At 46.1% G+C, this 17,955-nt stretch carries 17 protein-coding genes; 14 read left to right on the forward strand and 3 right to left on the reverse strand.

The genetic code is table 11. The features are described 5' to 3' along the window. Nucleotides 1–5 precede the first annotated feature (5 nt). The 10 genes from H6F98_RS25350 (at nt 6) to H6F98_RS25395 (ending at nt 9,314) form a co-directional block, all read left to right on the forward strand. Complete coding sequence (locus H6F98_RS25350; protein ID WP_192221489.1) at nt 6–386, forward strand: DUF4359 domain-containing protein; 381 nt, start codon at nt 6–8, stop codon at nt 384–386. 188 nt (nt 387–574) lie between these two features. Then, nucleotides 575–1,954 carry a serine/threonine-protein kinase gene (locus H6F98_RS25355; RefSeq protein ID WP_192221490.1) on the forward strand — a complete coding sequence of 460 codons (1,380 nt, stop codon included), beginning with the start codon at nt 575–577 and terminating at the stop codon, nt 1,952–1,954. Nucleotides 1,955–2,226: 272 nt separating this feature from the next. Beyond that, nucleotides 2,227–2,910 carry a manganese catalase family protein gene (locus H6F98_RS25360; RefSeq protein ID WP_192221491.1) on the forward strand — a complete coding sequence of 228 codons (684 nt, stop codon included), beginning with the start codon at nt 2,227–2,229 and terminating at the stop codon, nt 2,908–2,910. A 171-nt stretch (nt 2,911–3,081) separates the two neighbouring features. Next, nucleotides 3,082–3,975 carry a sirohydrochlorin chelatase gene (locus H6F98_RS25365; protein ID WP_242058690.1) on the forward strand — a complete coding sequence of 298 codons (894 nt, stop codon included), beginning with the start codon at nt 3,082–3,084 and terminating at the stop codon, nt 3,973–3,975. A 10-nt stretch (nt 3,976–3,985) separates the two neighbouring features. Beyond that, the gene (gene cobA / locus H6F98_RS25370) at nt 3,986–4,783 is read left to right on the forward strand and encodes a uroporphyrinogen-III C-methyltransferase (RefSeq protein ID WP_192221492.1); all 798 of its coding nucleotides are present in this window, start codon (nt 3,986–3,988) and stop codon (nt 4,781–4,783) included. 207 nt (nt 4,784–4,990) lie between these two features. Further along, nucleotides 4,991–6,772: a tetratricopeptide repeat protein gene (locus H6F98_RS25375; RefSeq protein WP_192221493.1), complete on the forward strand. Its 1,782-nt coding sequence runs from the start codon at nt 4,991–4,993 to the stop codon at nt 6,770–6,772. Nucleotides 6,773–6,959: 187 nt separating this feature from the next. Beyond that, nucleotides 6,960–7,229 carry a type II toxin-antitoxin system ParD family antitoxin gene (locus tag H6F98_RS25380; RefSeq protein WP_192221494.1) on the forward strand — a complete coding sequence of 90 codons (270 nt, stop codon included), beginning with the start codon at nt 6,960–6,962 and terminating at the stop codon, nt 7,227–7,229. Next, entirely contained in the window at nt 7,226–7,537 is a 312-nt protein-coding gene (locus H6F98_RS25385; RefSeq protein ID WP_192221495.1) for a type II toxin-antitoxin system RelE/ParE family toxin, read from the forward strand. The genes H6F98_RS25380 and H6F98_RS25385 overlap by 4 nt, the downstream gene beginning before the upstream one ends. Nucleotides 7,538–7,770: 233 nt before the next feature. Further along, nucleotides 7,771–9,165, forward strand: a complete 1,395-nt coding sequence (locus H6F98_RS25390) for an MATE family efflux transporter (RefSeq protein ID WP_192221496.1) — start codon at nt 7,771–7,773, stop codon at nt 9,163–9,165. Then, the gene (locus tag H6F98_RS25395) at nt 9,144–9,314 is read left to right on the forward strand and encodes a hypothetical protein (protein WP_192221497.1); all 171 of its coding nucleotides are present in this window, start codon (nt 9,144–9,146) and stop codon (nt 9,312–9,314) included. Before H6F98_RS25390 ends, H6F98_RS25395 begins: the two co-directional genes overlap by 22 nt. Nucleotides 9,315–9,348: 34 nt before the next feature. Here H6F98_RS25395 and H6F98_RS25400 read toward each other — a convergent pair whose 3' ends face one another. Then, complete coding sequence (locus tag H6F98_RS25400) at nt 9,349–10,014, reverse strand: hypothetical protein (protein WP_192221498.1); 666 nt, start codon at nt 10,012–10,014, stop codon at nt 9,349–9,351. A gap of 39 nt (nt 10,015–10,053) precedes the next feature. Between H6F98_RS25400 and H6F98_RS25405 the strand changes: the two genes are divergently transcribed. Beyond that, the gene (locus tag H6F98_RS25405) at nt 10,054–12,396 is read left to right on the forward strand and encodes a phosphodiester glycosidase family protein (RefSeq protein ID WP_192221499.1); all 2,343 of its coding nucleotides are present in this window, start codon (nt 10,054–10,056) and stop codon (nt 12,394–12,396) included. 26 nt (nt 12,397–12,422) lie between these two features. Here H6F98_RS25405 and H6F98_RS25410 read toward each other — a convergent pair whose 3' ends face one another. After that, nucleotides 12,423–13,028 (reverse strand): HD-GYP domain-containing protein, encoded by a 606-nt coding sequence (locus H6F98_RS25410; RefSeq protein WP_192221500.1) that lies wholly within the window; start codon nt 13,026–13,028, stop codon nt 12,423–12,425. A 233-nt stretch (nt 13,029–13,261) separates the two neighbouring features. Next, nucleotides 13,262–14,800: a GTPase HflX gene (gene hflX / locus H6F98_RS25415; RefSeq protein ID WP_396813573.1), complete on the reverse strand. Its 1,539-nt coding sequence runs from the start codon at nt 14,798–14,800 to the stop codon at nt 13,262–13,264. A gap of 329 nt (nt 14,801–15,129) precedes the next feature. Between hflX and H6F98_RS25420 the strand changes: the two genes are divergently transcribed. The 3 genes from H6F98_RS25420 (at nt 15,130) to H6F98_RS25430 (ending at nt 17,841) form a co-directional block, all read left to right on the forward strand. Next, on the forward strand, nt 15,130–15,744 hold the full coding sequence (locus H6F98_RS25420; RefSeq protein ID WP_192221501.1) for a PadR family transcriptional regulator: 615 nt from the start codon (nt 15,130–15,132) through the stop codon (nt 15,742–15,744). A gap of 285 nt (nt 15,745–16,029) precedes the next feature. Further along, the gene (locus H6F98_RS25425) at nt 16,030–17,139 is read left to right on the forward strand and encodes a metallophosphoesterase (protein WP_192221502.1); all 1,110 of its coding nucleotides are present in this window, start codon (nt 16,030–16,032) and stop codon (nt 17,137–17,139) included. Nucleotides 17,140–17,517: 378 nt separating this feature from the next. Next, complete coding sequence (locus H6F98_RS25430; protein ID WP_192221503.1) at nt 17,518–17,841, forward strand: hypothetical protein; 324 nt, start codon at nt 17,518–17,520, stop codon at nt 17,839–17,841. Nucleotides 17,842–17,955 lie beyond the last annotated feature (114 nt).

A 17,955-nucleotide genomic window follows, 5' to 3' on the forward strand; every position in this document is an offset into this window, starting at 1 on the left:
GTAGCATGAAGGTTTTACAAGTTGTTACAGCGGTTGGTGGGGCTGCTCTGGTGGCGTTGGGAGCATCGATGGCACTGACAAATCCTGGTCAGGATACCTATGAGCAGTATGCTGTTGAGCAACTGGCAACGTACTTAAAAAACGAAGGCTGCACACAAGCACCTCCAGTTTTGGGAGATATACTCCAGAATCAATGCAAATCACTGGTCGATACAGGACGACCACAACTTCAGCAAATTATTTCTCAAACAACGCAGCGACACAACTTTCTTCTGTTCAGCATTTATCGAACCAATTTAAACGTTGGTCCTTTTTTGCCTGTTTACCAGTTTGAGACGCTGGGAATTTTTCAAAATTTTTACATTTATCAGGCTTCAGAGCAGTAATACTAGTGCAAGAAGGCTCTTATGCAGAAGGCAGAATCAATATTGCTTGTATAGTACGCCTTTTAGCCAATGTCCAACTGGATAATTATTTCCCCAAAGCTGATAGCTGATAGCTGATGGCTTTGAAGCTATAAGTGCAGGGTAGCAGAAGTTTTGTTGATTCTTAAGAGTCTCCTTCAAATGCTGCAATGAGCTACTGTGTTATTCCTGGATGTCTCACGCCTCAAAATCCTCACCAAGCCAAGTTTTGTTTGAGCTGTGGTTCTAAACTGCTATTGAGGGAGCGATATCGTTCAACCCAGCCAATTGGTCGCGGAGGATTTGGCATTACCTTTTTAGCTGTGGATGAAGATATCCCCTCTAAGCCTCGCTGTGTAGTCAAGCAACTCTATTTACACCAAGGTAGTTTGGTTTTAAAAAAGGCAGTGGAGTTGTTTCATCAAGAAGCCGAACGACTAGATGAGTTGGGGAAACACTCGCAAATCCCCGCACTTCTGGCTCACTTTGAGCAGAATAAGCACTTGTATTTGGTGCAGGAGTTGATTGAGGGAGAGACTTTAGAGCAAGAATTGCAACGGGTAGGAACGTTTGATGAAACACAGATTTTGCAACTGCTAAGGGATTTATTACCTGTGTTGAAGTTTGTCCACGATCGCAACGTGATTCACCGCGACATCAAACCCTCAAACATTATCCGACGCCGTAGCGATAAGAAACCGATTCTCATTGATTTTGGCGTAGCTAAACTCATCAGTAACAGTGCTTTATTTCATACGGGTACAACCGTAGGCAGTGCAGAATATATGGCACCGGAGCAAACAAAGGGTAAAGCATTCCCGGCAAGCGACCTGTATAGTTTAGGCGTAAGTTGCATTTACTTGCTTACAGGTGTTTCTCCTTTCGAGTTATTTGACATTATCAATAACCGTTGGGCATGGCGTAACCATTTACCCAACGGCAAGGAAGTTAGCGATCGCTTAGGTAAAATCCTTGATAAGTTACTAGAAAGTGCAATCAAAAACCGCTATCAATCTGTCGAGCAAGTCTTACAAGCATTGAACTCAACACAGGTAGCAAACCCGCTACCGCCTCAGCGAAATATCAATAAGGCTTTAGTCTCAGAAGTCGGGATTGACTACACCAAGCTACAAAACTTGTTGGCGAGGAAAAAATGGAAAGAGGCAGACCAACAAACCTGGGATGTTTTGTGTCAGGTGCTAGGCAAGACACAGGGGCAATATCTCTTCAACAGTGATATTGAAAAATTGCCCTGTCGCGACTTACAAACAATGGATAAGCTTTGGGTGAAGTACAGCGAGGGACACTTTGGTTTTAGTGTCCAGAACCGCATTTATCAAGAGGCTGATGAAGATTACACGATTTTTTGTGATCGCGTTGGTTGGTCTCTCCACAATTCTTATTCCCAAGAATCAGCACTGAAATTTAATCTAAGAGCGCCTGTTGGTCATTTGCCCTCACGCCGTTGGCTAGGTGGCTACAACTGGTGGCATCATCCCAAAATTTTGGCAGCAAAGCTGGAAAACTGTGGCATTGCTCATAGCAGTTAGCCCTCAGCTATCAGCCATCAGCTTTTTTTTCCTGACTATCTGAGATTAGGAAAAACGAGAAATTTTAAGTTTAGCTTAATTACAATACTCTCCTGTAGTTAGAGATATGTGATAGTAAATTCTATCTCAGGATGTACGCTTGGTCATGGTGGGTGTTCTAATGTTGACTTCATAGCTGAAGTTGATAAAGGTGAAGAAAGCCTTCTCACTGGCTTGCAAAAGTCTGGTGCAATTTTTGTTGCTTAAATCCATCTTTCAAAAAAGGAAAACTCGTGTTTTTTCACAAAAAAGAACTGATTGCTAAGACAGTTAATGTTGATACACCCAATCCTAAATTTGCCCAACTTCTCTTAGAGCAATTTGGAGGGGCGACGGGTGAACTTACGGCGGCTTTGCAATACTGGGTGCAGTCTTTTCATGTAGAAAATGCTGGCATCAAGGATATGCTTCAAGATATTGCCATTGAAGAATTTAGCCATTTGGAAATGGTTGGCAAGCTTATTGAAGTTCATACAAAAGGTACTGACCAAACTGAGGCATTTAATAGTTCGTTGTTTGCTGTGCGAGGCATAGGACCACACTTCCTCGATAGCCAGGGTTCGGCTTGGACTGCGGCTTACATCAATGAAGGTGGTGACGTTGTGCGTGACCTACGAGCGAATATTGCGGCTGAAGCAGGGGCACGTCAAACTTACGAATCGTTGATTAAGCTAGCACCGGATGCAGGTACGAAAGAGACATTGGTTCATCTACTGACTCGTGAAATTTCTCACACCAAGATGTTCATGAAAGCGCTGGATTCGATGGGTAAACTGACTGACCCATTCTTTGGCAATGTCCAACCGGATGAAACAGTAGACATCTACTATAATTTGTCCACAAATGGCAAAGATGAGCGTGGGCCTTGGAACTCAGATGAAAATTTCAAGTATGTTGCTAATCCTGTCCAAGACTAGGTGTAATTAGCAGAATTTAGCAGCAGTAATAAAAACTGTAAGAGCCAGCGTATATTTACACGCTGGCTCTTTCCTTTTAGGACTACTTTCAATTGGAAACACTTTATACAAAATTATGTTCCTTAAAACGATACAATCAGCAAAACATAAATAGAAGTTTTAGATATACTATTGCCCTTGTTAACCGCTTATCTATTAGTCTCTCACGGGAGCCGTGACCCACGTCCTCAGGTTGCGATGGAAAAACTAGCTGAGTTGGTACGCACTCAGTTGGGAATTCAGGAGGCAACATGTAGCGATCGCATTCCGGAAGAAGCAGCACCACTGTGTATCAGTGCCTTGAAAGCGACTCCAGACACGCTAGCATCTCCACTACAACCTCACCGAGTCACTGGAAGTACGATGCTAGTGAGTCCTGCTGGATATCCGCTTGTGGGAACTGCAACCTTGGAACTCGCTGATACTCCCTTACATGAGCAAATCCATGAGTTTGCAATTGTAGCTCTAGCTAATGGCTGCAAGGAAGTGGAGTTACTACCGATATTTCTCCTACCAGGAGTGCATGTGAGGGAAGATATCCCCACAGAAGTAGCACTGGCGCAAAAAAGTTTGGGTGAGGCGATTACAATCCATCAGCGCCCACATTTGGGAGCGCACCCTAGCTTAGGAACAATGCTTGCAAGCCAATTAGCAGCAGTAGATACCGAGGCAAAGATAATGCTTGCTCATGGAACACGCCGTGCAGGGGGCAATGAGCCAGTGGAAGCTGTTGCTAAGCAGCTAGGGGCTGTGGCAGCGTATTGGTCAGTCAAACCCACGCTGGAAGAGCAGATTGTCAGATTAGCCGATGCGGGTCATCAACAGATTGCAATTGTGCCTTACTTCCTCTTCTGTGGGGGAATTACGGATGCGATCGCTCAATCTATTACAAGCCTCCAAGCCCGGTTTCCCAAGTTAGAGTTGAGTCTTGCTAATCCTATCGGTGTCAGTCCACAGTTAGCGAATTTAATTGTCGATCTAACCCAGGATGAACCCATTTTGAAGGACGCTGACCAATTAGGGTGAATCAAACGTCATGAATGCAACAGACGCGCAAAACACAGAAGAAATGCAGAATCGGTGCTTAGGTAAGGTGTACTTGGTAGGTGCTGGTCCAGGAGACCCTGGACTGATGACGCTGAAAGGAAAAGGGCTATTAGAGTGTGCCGATGTCGTGGTTTACGACGCTCTAGTCAGTGCCCAAATTTTAGCGATGATCAATCCCCAAGCTGAGAAGATTGATGCGGGGAAACGCATGGGGCGCCATTCTCGGCTACAAGAGGAAACCACACAACTATTGATTGAAAAAGCACAAAGCCATGCTGTGGTGGTGCGGCTGAAGGGGGGCGACCCGTTTGTTTTTGGGCGTGGTGGAGAGGAAATGCAGGATTTGGTGGAGGCTGGGGTGCCAGTGGAAGTTGTTCCAGGGGTGACATCCGGGATTGCCGCCCCCGCTTATGCAGGAATTCCTCTGACTCATCGTTCTTACAGTTCCTCAGTAACCTTTGTAACAGGTCACGAATCGGCAGGAAAGTATCGACCGGAGGTGAAATGGAATGCGATCGCTCACGGTTCAGAAACTATCGTGATTTATATGGGGGTTCACAATCTGCCCTATATCGTGACTCAACTGTGTAGCGCTGGAATGAGTATCGATACACCCGTTGCCCTAATTCGCTGGGGAACACGACCAGAACAGGAAGAACTCATTGGCACCTTGGGAACCATTGTTGCTGCTGTAGAGGCTCATCAGTTCGGCGCACCTGCGATCGCGGTGATTGGGGATGTGGTTAAGTTGCACGGTATTTTAGCTACAGCTCACCTATCCAATTAAAATACTTAGAATTTTTAATATCTATGTAACAGATTGTGCGTGTGTATGGCATACGCTCACACAATTTCATACCGTTAATGTGCTACGCCAAAATTTGTGTGTGACATTTTTGAGTGCGTGTTACTAATCACTAAGCTCATGCTAAGAGCCTAAGTTTTTTTTCACCTACAATCGGCTTAAAGTAGGGGCGGGGGGTGCAAAAAAGCCATGATTAATCAGGTTTTAAATAATCGTTATCGGATCGTTAGGGTTTTAGGCTCAGGTACCTCAGGACTGATTTATCTAGCCGCTGATAATCGCCACCCTGACTTCCCAGTCTGTGTGATCAGGCAGTTAAAGCTTCCCCGACAAAACTCAGAAGCCCTAAACCGCCTGCTTTTTCTGTTGAAACACAAGTCCCAAACTCTGGAGCGATTGGCACAAAACCACCAGAGTCCCGAAATCTTGGATTATTTCGTGGAAGACCAAAAGTTTTATCTGGTAGAAGAATCTGTTCCAGGTCATCCCCTAAACCCACAACGACAACCGGGTCAACTCCAACCTGAAGACCAAGGGGTTCTCCGGATGCAAGAAATGTTAGAAATCGGGAATTTGCTCCCAGCTATTGAATCGGGACAGGCACCGAAGCCAGTCGTTTCCCAGCAACCTACTACTGATTCTGAGCGTTCACTGTTGCAAGACGTGTCCCCTCCTCAACAGCCGCAAAGACACTCGTCACACAAGCGCCTCTGGCTTGCTTTGGCAGGGGCAGCCGTTCTGTTTGTTGTCTTGGGAGGGGTGTTGCTGTTTCGGAATTCAACTCAAACGAACGCTAAAGAGTTTTATAAACAAGGTATCGAAAAACTCACCAAAGGTGATTTGCAAGGCGCAATTCAGGCGTTCGATCAGTCGATTCAGCTCAATCCTAATGACCCATTAACCTATGGCAACCGGGGAAATGCTCACTATGACTTGGGTGCTTATCAAGCTGCCATTGAGGACTACAGCGAAATGATTCGGCTTTCGCCTAAGAAGGCGGGTGCTTACTACAACCGAGGGCTGGCTTACTATGACATGGAAAACTACAAGGCAGCGATCGCAGATTTCAACCAAGCGATTCAGCTAGCACCGACTGATGCTGATGCTTACTACAAAAGGGGTTTAACTAACTATGAGCTAGAGAATTATCAAGCCGCGATCGCAGATTTTGACGAAGTGCTGCGCTTAAATCCCAAAAATAGTGAAGCCTATCAAGCGCGAGGACTAGCGCGTGCGGCGAGTGGGAATAAGCAGGAAGCAATGGAAGATTATACCCAAGCCATTGCACTCAATCCTGATGATGCCAAGGCTTACTACAGCCGAGGACGAGCGAGATTTCTCTTAGGAGACTATACAGGGTCTGTAGAAGATTACACACGGTCAATTAAGCTCAATCCCAAAGATGCAGATGCTTATACAAACCGCTGTAGCGCTCAACTAAACCTAGGAATTTCTCAAGAAGCGATCGCCGATTGTACTGAGTCAATTAACCTCAACCCGAATAACGATACTGCATACAACAATCGCTGTATTGCTTACTTTAATCTCAAAGATTATCAAAACGCGCTCAAAGATTGTAGCCAAGCGATTCGGATTAATCCGAATAACGATAACGCTTATAGTAACCGAGGAGATATTCGTCAGGCACTAAACGATACGACCGGGGCACTTTCTGATTATACGCAAGCAATTCGGTTAAATTCCAACAACGCCGTTGCCTACAGTAATCGGGGAGATATTCGCCGGAAACTCGAAGATTATCCCGGCGCACTTGGAGATTATACAAAAGCGATCGCACTCAACCCTAATAGTGCTGTAGCTTATTACGGTCGAGGGTTAAACCACGTTGCAATGAAAAACCGAGAGGAAGCCATTGAAGATTTTCAGGAAGCCTCCAAACTCTTTTTAGATAACGGTAGAATTGCTGGCTATAACAACGCGCAATTTCAAATCAAAAAACTTCAAGAATAGCGATATAGGGGAAAGCTATCAGCTTTTTTGTTTTTCTAGCGGGGGACGACAAAGAAGGGCACTACGAGGTTGCAGACGGTAATGGAGGAGATGGAAGCACTAACGGCATTGCTAGACGATGAGGGGGAGACAGAAACCCCGCTTCTAGAATAGGAAGACGATTAGCAAAACTAAAGAGTAAGCATCAATGAACGTATCATTAACTCCAGAGCTTGAGCTGTTCATTCAAAGTCAAATAGAGAGTGGGAAGTATGCCTCGACTGACGAAGTTATCCTAGCGGCGCTTAGGGCGTTTGAAGAACGGGAACGCATCTACAAAGGACGCTTTGACGAGTTGAGACAGGAAATTATGGTTGGTGTTGAAGCATCTGAACGGGGAGAGGTTGTTGACGGTGAGATAGTTTTCAGCCAACTGCAACAAAAGCTGCAACAGCTTCGTGATCGCGGGGGAGAATGATTAATATTTGCAGGTTTACTGTTCCGGCTAGTCGAGATATTGAAAGCATTATCGACTATGTTGCTGGCAATAGTAGTTTGGGTGCAGCAGAGCGCTTACTCAAGAAAATCAATCAAAAGTGTACGACTTTAGCCCATTTTCCTAACATGGGGCGCAGACGTGATGAGCTTTTGTCTTCGTTGCGGAGTTTTCCTGTTGATGATTACTTGATTTTTTATCGTCCAATTGAAGGCGGGATTGAGATTTTGCGGGTTGTTAGTGGCTATCGAGATTTAGAGGCGCTTTTCCAAGATGAAGACGAGGGTTAAAAGTAAGTTGCGATGTGCGATCGCCTTCTGAAATTGCGGCTGCTGTTCGTGTAAAGAAGAGTTTAATTAGGACAGCCGAAATCCTTAAACAGAAAATGGGTTAAACGCATACTAGAAGCTTACTGTCAATGCGTAAGTCCTGAAACCTTCTGCCCTTAGCCTTCTGCGTTGGGCTATAGCTTTGTGCAAGTTAAAGTTTTGCGCGATAGCTTACAGAAGGAATCGTAGTCTGTGTGACAAAATTTGCTGTGCCTCAAGAACTGAATCAAATCTTTGACAAGAATGATGCAACATCCCCAATTAATCGTCGTGCCATCAGTGGCGATGTTGTGCGCCTTGCTCTTCCTGTAATTGGTCAATCGCTGCTCGAAACGTTGGTATTTTTGGTAGATCGACTGATGCTAGGGCGTCATAGTACAGAATCACTTGCCTCTATGCAAATTAGTGGCCCCCTCGTTTGGTCAATTTCCAGTGTCTTGGGAGCATTTTCAATTGGTTCTGTGGCGCTAGTTGGGCGGGCAATTGGCAGTGGCGATCGCATTTTGGCAGCAGCAACAGCTCGTACTAGCATCTTACTTGCAGTCGGAATTGGAGTTACTGCCTCAGCACTGAGTCTGGTAGGACTCGACAGCCTCCTAGCATTACTTGGTGCGGGTGATACAACAGTACAAGCTACAGCAGCTAGATATCTCAGTATTGTTTTACTGGCAATGCCATTGTTATTACTATCGATGGTGTCAGCAGCAATGCTACAGGCAGCAGGTAATACTCGTACACCATTTTTAGTCGCGATGCTTGCTAATGCTGTCAATGCAATGATCGACTACGCTCTAATTTTTGGTCACTGGGGTGCGCCTGAACTAGGAGTGCGTGGCGCAGCCATTGGTAGCGTCGTTGCCTTGACTCTAAATGCAAGCATCCTGCTAATAATTTTGGCGCGTCAGGATAGTGCCTTAACCTTCCGAGGTTGGGGTGGTGAAAGTGTTGCCCTAAAAAGACTACTACGGGTTTCGTTCCCTGCATTTGGGGAACGAGGCGTACAGCATTTGGGATACATCGGATTTATCACGATGATTGGCGCACTAGGTAGCACTGCGATGGCAGCTAACCAAGCACTCATTAGTATTGAATCAATTTGTTTTCTCTCCGCTGATGGGTTTGGGGTAGCGGCAGCAGCAATTGTTGCCCAACGACTGGGAGCTAAACGTCCCCAGGAATCAGCCTTTGGCGCATGGATAGCGACGGCTTTAGCGATCGCACTGTTGAGTTTATGTGGTTTAGCATTTATGTTGATTCCTAAACTGCTCCTATCGGCATTCTCCCCCGACAAGCGAATAATCTTAGCTGGTGTTCCCTGTCTTTATGTGGCAGCAGCAGCTCAACCCTTTATGGCAATTAGCACTGTACTTGCTCAGGGACTTCGAGGTGCAGGTGATACAAAGACGGCGTTCTATGTTTCTCTGGCTGGCTGGTTAGTTGTCCGTCTCAGCGCTACTTATTTATTTGCGTTTACTTTAGGTTTCGGTTTAGTTGGAGTCTGGCTAGGTTCAACTTGCGACTGGATTTTTCGCTCAATTATCCTCTTAATTGTCTTTGTGCGAGGACGATGGCAGCTTACTACGGTGTAGTTGAGATAGGCAATCCACAAATCTTTGTAGAGACGTTCCGCCGGAACGTCTCTACGACTTTTGAAACCCGCGTAGGTGGGTTTTGTTTGTGTAGATGCGGTTTCAACCGCCAAGCTACAGTGCGATCGCACTACAAAAAACGCCTTTAAAAACGCGCTTCAATGGTTAAACTATGTCATTTTGTCAACTTTCCAACACATTCTCCCTAGCACTAGCCGAGGGTATCGGTGGACGCAGACATAGATAAGCAACTGGGCCAAATAGCGGTAGCAGGGTTACAGCCCAGAATACTCGTTTATCCTTAATCCCATGCCGCGCCATATCATCCCCCAAGACGGCTGGAAACACTAGGCAAAATATGCAGAAGGCAATAGTCATGGCATTGACGAAGCGAGTGGTTTGAAACTGCACGACAAAATCTCCCCAGTCGCCAAACAGCAAGCCAAAACCAACTAAAGCGATCGCACTAATCGCAAGAATTACCCCAGTCCCACGAGAGTCGAAAATTTCGAGGAACGTATCTTTTTCCCCAGAAAACTCCTGATTATCGTCTCGCAGAGCTAAATAAGGTAATAACCCAATTACCCCTGAACCGACTGAAGCGACGGCAAATAGCCAGAATGGGAGCGTTTGCATCCTGCCATCAAGGAACAAAAGACAGCTATAAATGAGTAGCCAGATTCCGACGAGGGCAAATATCGCCAGAATAATCGGATTGATTTGTGTCCAGTGCAGCGTGAATAAATTTTTCAGCAACGTGATGTTTGATGCGGTACCTACTGGAGCAAACCACACGGCATAGACAATAAATCCAGCCCATAACAACCAAAAGCCAATCTTTCTCACCATAGTTTTCTTGTAGTAATACCTAACCCTCTTTTACCTAGAATGGTCAGTTCCTTACCAATTTTTCCTGATACTCAAGACCATTGGGCAAGTTCTTTTATCCAAGGCTTGCGATCGCGTAATCTTGTCAACGGCTTTAGTGATGGAACGTTTCGACCCAATCAAGCGATGACACGGGCAGAATATGCCACGCTTGTACAACGAGCCTTCACTCAACCTAAAGTACGGCAGTATGTGCCTTTTGTGGATGTTCCCTCTAACTTCTGGGCAGCAAGTGCAATTCAAAAAGCCTTTGAAATGGGATTTATGTCGGGTTTTCCCGATAAACGATTTCTTCCCCAAGACAAGATTACCAGGGTGCAAGTTTTAGTATCTCTGGTTGGTGGTTTGGGACTTACCTCAACCGTGAATACAGCAAGCCAAATCTCCCCCTTGACAGAAATCTATCTAGATGAGTCTCAGATTCCTAGCTATGCCAAAAACGCGATCGCAACTGCTACCCGTGCCAAAGTTGTTGTAAATTCTCCCAATCCCCGCACACTCAACCCAAACCAACCCGCAACAAGAGGTGAAGTAGCGGCGTTTATCTATCAAGCCTTGGTGTCTATAGGACAAGCCAGTGCGATCGCATCTCAATATATTGTGGAAGTCTTCCCTGCTGGAACAATTCGCCAAGGGACGACTGTATCTGTCAATGGTAGGTCGATGTCTGCGGCATGGAGTCAGTGGAGTAATGGTGCCTTCCCTCGCACAGGGATTAGTGATACGGGACTTAGGCAAACACTGGGGGTAGAACTCCTAAATACTACTGATTCAACTAAACAACCAGGACAATGGTTTTCCTCATCAGCCAATCCCTTGAATTTGGCGGCAAGGCGGGATGGAACAAATCGCTACTTAGATATCACAGATTGGGCAAGTACTAGCGATTGGCAGATACAAATCAATGGCAACACACTGAGTCTCGTCACGAAAATTGGCAACGTGGAGAACATTACCTTCACTGAACAATCTCCAGGTTCGCGCCTTGTGATTGATTTAAATCGACCAACTCCCTGGCAACTGAGTCAACAAAACCAGCAATGGGTAGTCACAATTGATGCTTTAGTTGACCAAGCGATTGTAGAACGGTTTAAGCCTCGTCTGGTTGAACCTCCAGCTAATCTCGGAGGTACAACAGAGGATAGAAATGAGGGAGAAACAGGCGGTAGTAATGAAAAACCGTTACCACCAACAGTCGAGAAGGGCAATAACCAAACCATTATTCGAGGAAATCTCCCTGATGGCTTGTCAGTTCGCACCTCAACGATATCTAACCCAAATCGTCTTGTTGTTGAGTTGCGATCGGATGCGCTAGTAGAGCGAGATATTCTTTGGGCAAAGGGGCTACGTTGGCGACAGCAGTATCTTAGTTTAGGTTCAACTCGCTTCCCGGTTGTTTGGCTAACTATTGATGGGCGTTCCACTGGACTCAGCATTAGACCAATCTGGAGTAATCCCAGCACGATGACGGGAATCGCTCCTTTAATTACAATTGCTCAAAAGTCACAGGTAGCAGCAGCGATTAATGGCGGATTTTTTAATCGGAATAACCAGCTGCCATTAGGTGCGATTCGGCAGGAAAATCGCTGGTTATCAGGCCCAATTCTTAATCGAGGTGCGATCGCCTGGAATGATGCAGGTTTGTTCAAAATTGCTCGGCTGACGCTGACGGAAACTTTGATTACAAGCACAGGACAGCGTCTCCCGCTAGTCTTACTCAACACGGGTTTTGTTCAGCGTGGGATTGCTCGTTATACGCCTGATTGGGGAACTACCTACACTCCTTTGAGTGATAACGAAATCCTGATTGTTGTTCAGAACAACCAAGTCATTAGCCAAAGTCCGGGAGGTGCAGTGGGGCAAACTCCGGTTACGATTCCCCGTGATGGCTATTTACTCACCTTACGAGTCACGCCAGAAACAGCAAGTGCTTTAAGTGTTGGGACAAAAGTGCAACTAGAAAGCATGACAGTTCCGGCTGATTTCAGCCAATTCCCTCACATCTTGGGTGCAGGGCCAATGCTGGTGCAAAATCAGCAAGTTGTTCTCGATGCTAAGGTGGAAGGCTTCAGTGAGGCGTTTAATAAACAAGCGGCAATTCGCAGTGTTGTTGGGATTCTTTCGTCTGGTGAGTTGATGATTGCTACAATCCACAACCGCATTGGGGGAAGTGGGCCTACCCTAACAGAAACTAGCCAACTCATGCAGCAATTAGGGGCAGTTGAGGCTTTAAATTTAGACGGTGGTAGTTCGACAAGTCTAGCCTTAGGCGGTCAACTTCTTAATCGTGCGCCCAGTACAGCGGCTAGTGTTCATAATGGTCTTGGTATCTTCCTGAACTGATAGTTCTCTGCAAGTAGTCATCGTCATCAACTACCACCTCGGTAGTAAAGCTCAAGAAAGCGGAAAAACTTCTCACAGAGTTCTGGATCTCTTGCTCCTGCCTGCATTTCTTTAGTGATTTCCTCTACGGCTTGTGCCCAATAGGGGCGATCGCCGGATGGAGCGTTACGGCTGCGATGTAGCCGTTTGCTAATAATCGCATCCGCCACATTCACTAACTGGAAGACTTGAACAATATAAGGAATTTTTTCCTTAGTCAAGCCATCCGGATACCCTGTGCCATTCAGCCGTTCTTGATGCGATCGCACTAAAGGGGCAAACTCTTTGAGTATCGGAAGCTGACTACACATGAGTGCTGAGACTTCTGGGTACTCTCGAATCTTCGCCCACTCCTGATCGCTCAAAGTACCTGGTTTAAGTAGGATAGCGTCAGGAATGCCAATTTTCCCCAAACCATGGCAGTAACTCAAGAAAATTAGCTGACGCATTTGTTCTGGAGTTAATTTCAGCCAGCGTCCGAAATGTAGACACATTGTTCGGAGACGATAGCACCGTAAGCCCGCTGTAACATTTCGGGCAAGCTGGATTTGCTCAAGAAAATTCAAAATTTCGGTGTCGCCGGAATGAAGCATCAAACTTCGAGATTAATTTTTGTCTTCATTTCTAATTTTTGCCTTTTTTTGTAGATTAGTCGTCACCCACAGCAATGTTAACCCCTGATCCCAGTCACAAAAAGTCGGCAGGAAGGCAACGTCCTTTTGGTCGTTGGTTATTTGTAAAAAATTTCTTCAAGACAGTCCCTCATGGGCAATTGCCCACAACGAAAAAATGAAAATTCTTACTCCTGCTGCCTTCTGCCTTATTTTCAAGCGAGTGCGTAATGAACTAGCTGAGCCAACTTCTGACGTAGGGTTTCGAGTCCTAGACGCTGACTGGCTGAAATGAACACCCCTTGAGGAAATTCCTCCTGAGCAAGCACCAAGGTATCGCCATCTACCTGATCAATCTTGTTAAAGGCTACCAGTATTGGTCCTGGTGTAACAGGCATCTCCGATAAAATGGACATAACTGAACGAATGTGACTTTGCCATGCCGGATGGGATAAATCGACGACGTGCAGCAAGGCATCCGCTTCGGTGACTTCTTCCAAGGTAGCCCGGAAAGAATCGACGAGAGGTGGAGGCAGTTCGTGGATAAAGCCAACCGTATCAGTAAGCAAAATTGAAATTGGCTCCCCTGTTACGGCATCAGGAATTGGTAAACGTCGTGTAGTTGGGTCAAGCGTCGCAAATAGCTGGTCAGCGGTATAGACCTCGGCATTGGTTAATGTATTCAACAGCGTGGATTTTCCAGCATTGGTATAACCAACTACAGCAATGGTCGGAACTTCCTGTTTCTGGCGCCGTTGCCGCATCCGTGAGCGATGGGCTTGTAGCTGATTCACTTCCTGTTGCAAGCGGGTAATCCGGCGTTGAATGGCACGGCGTTCGGTTTCTAGTTTTGTTTCACCAGGACCACGAGTACCAATCCCACCCCCCAAGCGTGACATTGCCTGACCACGACCTGTAAGGCGAGGCAGCATGTACTCTAGCTGGGCAAGTTCCACCTGCAATTTTCCTGCCCTGGATTGGGCACGTTGGGCGAAGATATCGAGAATGACTTCGGTACGGTCTACAACTCGAACACCTGTTTCTGATTCGAGGTTGCGGATTTGTGCCGGGGAGAGGTCGCGGTCAAATACGACAAGATTGGCTCCTACTGTTTGTACGGTTAGGGCAATCTCCTGAACTTTTCCAGCACCAACAACGGTTTGGGGATGAGGACGCGATCGCTTTTGTTGCATTGTCTGCAACACTTCTCCGCCCGCTGTTTGGACTAATCTACCAATTTCGGCTAAGCCATCTTCAAAGCGTTCTTTGGTGATGCCATCCGTCATCAACCCAACAATCAGCACCCTGTCTTGATCAGCATCGACTTGTTGAGCGACAAATTCCCGACGGAACTCGGCTTCTAGTCCTTCGACCAAATCCAGAAAATCCTGTTTAGTCAGTATGTCCAAGCTGATGGCGGGTGATAGGCTCCAACTGAGTGTCGAGTCAAGTGCCCGAACGCGATCGTCAAGCTCTTGTACTCCTGACTCAGCAGTCGGGATTAAATGAGCCAAGTAAGTTTCTTTGACATACCCTGTCGCGCCACCACCCCGTCGCTCAAATCCTGATTCGGTAACATTCAGTACCACCAAAGCATCCAATCGCTGAATCACCATTGCCGTTAAGGTTGATTCTTTGGGTGTTTCTGCTTTTAGCTGGGTAGAAATGCAGCGAATTCCAGACAAACGTTCAGCACCGTAACGTGGTAATTCTTGAGGCGGAATTTTCGTCTGATTTAGTGTACCCACACCCACACGAATCACCTGTCCTCGGCGATTGATGTAGGTACATAACGGCTGTTTAATATCCGCACTGATTGCTGCCAGTCGCTGGGCAAATTCCGGCGTTGTAAAGCGATCGCCTGGGACGCGCTGGGTATACAACCGTTGTAGCTGCTTAAGCTGGCTGGACTTTAGACCCTGAAGGTTGCCGTAGATAGTCTCGATAAGCTCACCTTACCTCTAACTTTATGGAATCTATTTTACAAACTGGCAGCAAAAACTGACGCTTTAGTTAATTAGCGATATATCGTGATAGCTCTTAGAATAAAAATAACGATTTGAATTACCTGCAAGGAGCAACCATGTTTGGAAGTACGTGCCCTAGGTCTAGCTATTTTGCTTCAGGAGGAGAGAGAACGAGTCGCAGTCGAGCAGGTTGGGGTCAACCTGATTTTTTTGCATCGGGACGTGAGGGAACTAGTCGAAAAGGTCGCTCATGTCGCAGTCAGCGCTTTGACAAAGGTTGGGGAGAAGAACGGCGAACTCCCCGTGGCGACATCAAGTTCATCTTGCTGACCTTACTGGCTGAGCAACCCCAGCATGGGTACCAGTTGATTAAGGAATTAGAAAACCGTTACGGCGGCTTCTACCGTCCTAGTCCGGGTTCCGTCTACCCCACGCTCCAACTGCTTGAGGAAGGAGGCTATCTTACTAGTGAACAGGTCGAAGGCAAGCGTGTTTACACAATTACCGATAGTGGTAGACAGTTACTCGCTGAGCGTGACAATCCGGTTGATCTAACAGATAGAGCCGACTCTCAACTACCTTTAATCGAATTGAAAGACGCTCTCACTGAGTTGGGTGAAGTTGTGATGCTAGTAGCTCGTCGTGGCAACTTGAATCGAGTGAGTCAAGTGCGCGACATCCTGAACCGCGTCAAACGTGAAATTTACGCAATCCTTGCACAAGAAGATTAAGGAGGACTAGAGGAAGATACATGACAGGGGCGCAAGGCTTGCGCCCCTACAAATGGTGGTTCAAAGCTAAATTTCTGTAAGTCCTGAGCTTGGATTGCAACACGCAAGAAAAACTTCCAGTCACCAAGACTTAAGGCATCAGAGTAAATTTAACTCCCTTCCCCTACTCCCCCTGCTTCCCCTACCTCCTCTGACTTGTTCATCACTATTCTTTAAAAAGGGAATAATTCATTGCAGATAAACTCTAAGTGATAATTTTTAGAAGGTTTTGATAAAACTTAGGCTATGAGTCTAAACTTTCGCTTTGCGGTAGTAAGCGACCTGCACATCGGGTTGCCCCATACTATCTGGGATCATCCAACACGTTTTCATCTGGTGGAAGTCAGTATTCCTGCCTTAGAACTTATTCTGGAGCATTTGGAGCAGCAGAACATTGACTTTCTGCTGTTACCAGGAGACTTAACCCAGCATGGTGAAAAGGAAAATCATGCCTGGTTACAAAAACGGTTGAGCCAATTGCCGTTTCCGGTTTACGTCATACCAGGAAATCATGATGTCCCCAATCTGCTAGCAAATGAACACTTAATTGGGTTGAACGACTTTCCCTACTACTACCAAAAATATGGCTATGACAATCCAGAGCAGCTTTACTATACCTGTGAAGTACTGCCTGGGGTACAGTTGATTGGTCTAAATTCTAATAACTTTGATGAGTCAGGTAAACAGCTAGGTTATCTGGATGAGCAGCAATTAGCATGGCTTGAGCAGGTGTTACCGCAGTTTAAAGATCAGTTGGTGCTGGTGATGGTGCATCACAATGTTGTGGAACATCTACCCAACCAAAGTGCCCATCCACTGGGACGACGCTATATGTTAGACAATGCTCCGGTGCTGCGGAAAATCCTGGCTGAGGCTGGGGTAAATTTAGTGTTTACAGGTCACTTACACGTTCAGGATGTTGCCTATACTGAGGGCATCTACGACATTACAACAGGTTCATTAGTCAGCTATCCTCACCCCTACCGGATATTGCAGTTACGAACGGATGAGCAAGGAAAGCGATCGCTACAAATTGAGTCTCATCGGGTTGAGTCAGTTCCAGGTTGGGAAAACTTGTCCCATCACTCACGCGAATGGATGGGCGATCGCTCAGGCCCGTTTGTGCTAAAACTCCTAACTGCTGACCCTTTAAATTTACCTGTAGCCGACGCCAAAAAACTCATTTCCCACCTACGCTACTTTTGGGCAAACATTGCGGATGGGGATGCTCTCTTCGACTTCCCAGAATTTTCCCCAGCCGAACGCCGCTACTTCGAGGCATTTAGCGCTACTACCCAAGATGGTAAACCTGCCCTAATCGACAACCATACAACACTGCTATTAGGCAAAGGGTAGAAGCCTACAAAAATTACCTTACTGATTTTCCAGACAATCTAAAAATAGACTATCTAGCAGCTACAAGGGTGGGCATCCTTCTGCAAATAAGATACTAAACATAAATTTTCATAACTTTGACCTAGCCGTAGTCAAGCCCTGAGGTTAGAGTTATGAGAAATTTAAGGTTCGAGAATAGGCATTTCTAACAAAAAGCTGCTCTACTGTAACACTCGAACGCCTACAGCTAGTGAGTAAAACTCAACTTCTTGCATAAAAGGAGCAGAAAAGGGTGATAAGTCACTACAGATAGGTAGCAAAACTCGACTTTACAAAATGCTATTAGATTTGGTACGCCCAAACTCCCATAGTTTCTACTCGTAGAAAGGGTGAACAGCTATGAATTCTCAAGATAATCAAGACAACGAGCTTCGGCGGCGGGAACGAGAGCTTAAGGAACGAGAGCACCAAATTCGACTTCGAGAGATAGAGGCAGAAATTAATCAACCACCACTACATAAAACCCAGAAGCATCAGCCGCCTGAGAGTTCAGTAAAACGGTGGTACGGAAAACTTCTGGGCGTTGGGAAGTTTTTAGCTGTTGTTGTTGCTGTTGTGGTTGCCTTTAAAGTGGCAGTATCACTTGCCTATGTAGTGATAGTTGGGGCAGTTGCTTGGGTTGCTTACAAAATATTTATTGAACGCGATCGCGCCAAACGTTAATACAGGATGTAGGGTCATTAATGAGAGCAAGTTAATTCCTGGCTGAGTTCAATTCTCCTGACTGTAGGTTCTGCCTTTAGTTCAATCAGTAGTAACTGTATCAAGTAGTAGGAA

It is taken from the genome of Microcoleus sp. FACHB-SPT15, assembly GCF_014849525.1.
GTDB classification, from domain to species: Bacteria; Cyanobacteriota; Cyanobacteriia; order Cyanobacteriales; family Coleofasciculaceae; genus Symplocastrum; species Symplocastrum torsivum.

What these genes read in the sequence shown, in the direction of transcription:
- H6F98_RS25350 (WP_192221489.1), top strand. Translation starts at nt 6, where the DNA reads ATGAAGGTTTTACAAGTTGTTACAGCGGTTGGTGGGGCTGCTCTGGTG.
- H6F98_RS25355 (WP_192221490.1), top strand. Translation starts at nt 575, where the DNA reads ATGAGCTACTGTGTTATTCCTGGATGTCTCACGCCTCAAAATCCTCAC.
- cobA (WP_192221492.1), top strand. Translation starts at nt 3,986, where the DNA reads ATGAATGCAACAGACGCGCAAAACACAGAAGAAATGCAGAATCGGTGC.
- H6F98_RS25375 (WP_192221493.1), top strand. Translation starts at nt 4,991, where the DNA reads ATGATTAATCAGGTTTTAAATAATCGTTATCGGATCGTTAGGGTTTTA.
- H6F98_RS25380 (WP_192221494.1), top strand. Translation starts at nt 6,960, where the DNA reads ATGAACGTATCATTAACTCCAGAGCTTGAGCTGTTCATTCAAAGTCAA.
- H6F98_RS25385 (WP_192221495.1), top strand. Translation starts at nt 7,226, where the DNA reads ATGATTAATATTTGCAGGTTTACTGTTCCGGCTAGTCGAGATATTGAA.
- H6F98_RS25395 (WP_192221497.1), top strand. Translation starts at nt 9,144, where the DNA reads ATGGCAGCTTACTACGGTGTAGTTGAGATAGGCAATCCACAAATCTTT.
- H6F98_RS25400 (WP_192221498.1), bottom strand. Translation starts at nt 10,014, where the DNA reads ATGGTGAGAAAGATTGGCTTTTGGTTGTTATGGGCTGGATTTATTGTC.
- H6F98_RS25405 (WP_192221499.1), top strand. Translation starts at nt 10,054, where the DNA reads ATGGTCAGTTCCTTACCAATTTTTCCTGATACTCAAGACCATTGGGCA.
- H6F98_RS25410 (WP_192221500.1), bottom strand. Translation starts at nt 13,028, where the DNA reads ATGCTTCATTCCGGCGACACCGAAATTTTGAATTTTCTTGAGCAAATC.
- H6F98_RS25420 (WP_192221501.1), top strand. Translation starts at nt 15,130, where the DNA reads ATGTTTGGAAGTACGTGCCCTAGGTCTAGCTATTTTGCTTCAGGAGGA.
- H6F98_RS25425 (WP_192221502.1), top strand. Translation starts at nt 16,030, where the DNA reads ATGAGTCTAAACTTTCGCTTTGCGGTAGTAAGCGACCTGCACATCGGG.
- H6F98_RS25430 (WP_192221503.1), top strand. Translation starts at nt 17,518, where the DNA reads ATGAATTCTCAAGATAATCAAGACAACGAGCTTCGGCGGCGGGAACGA.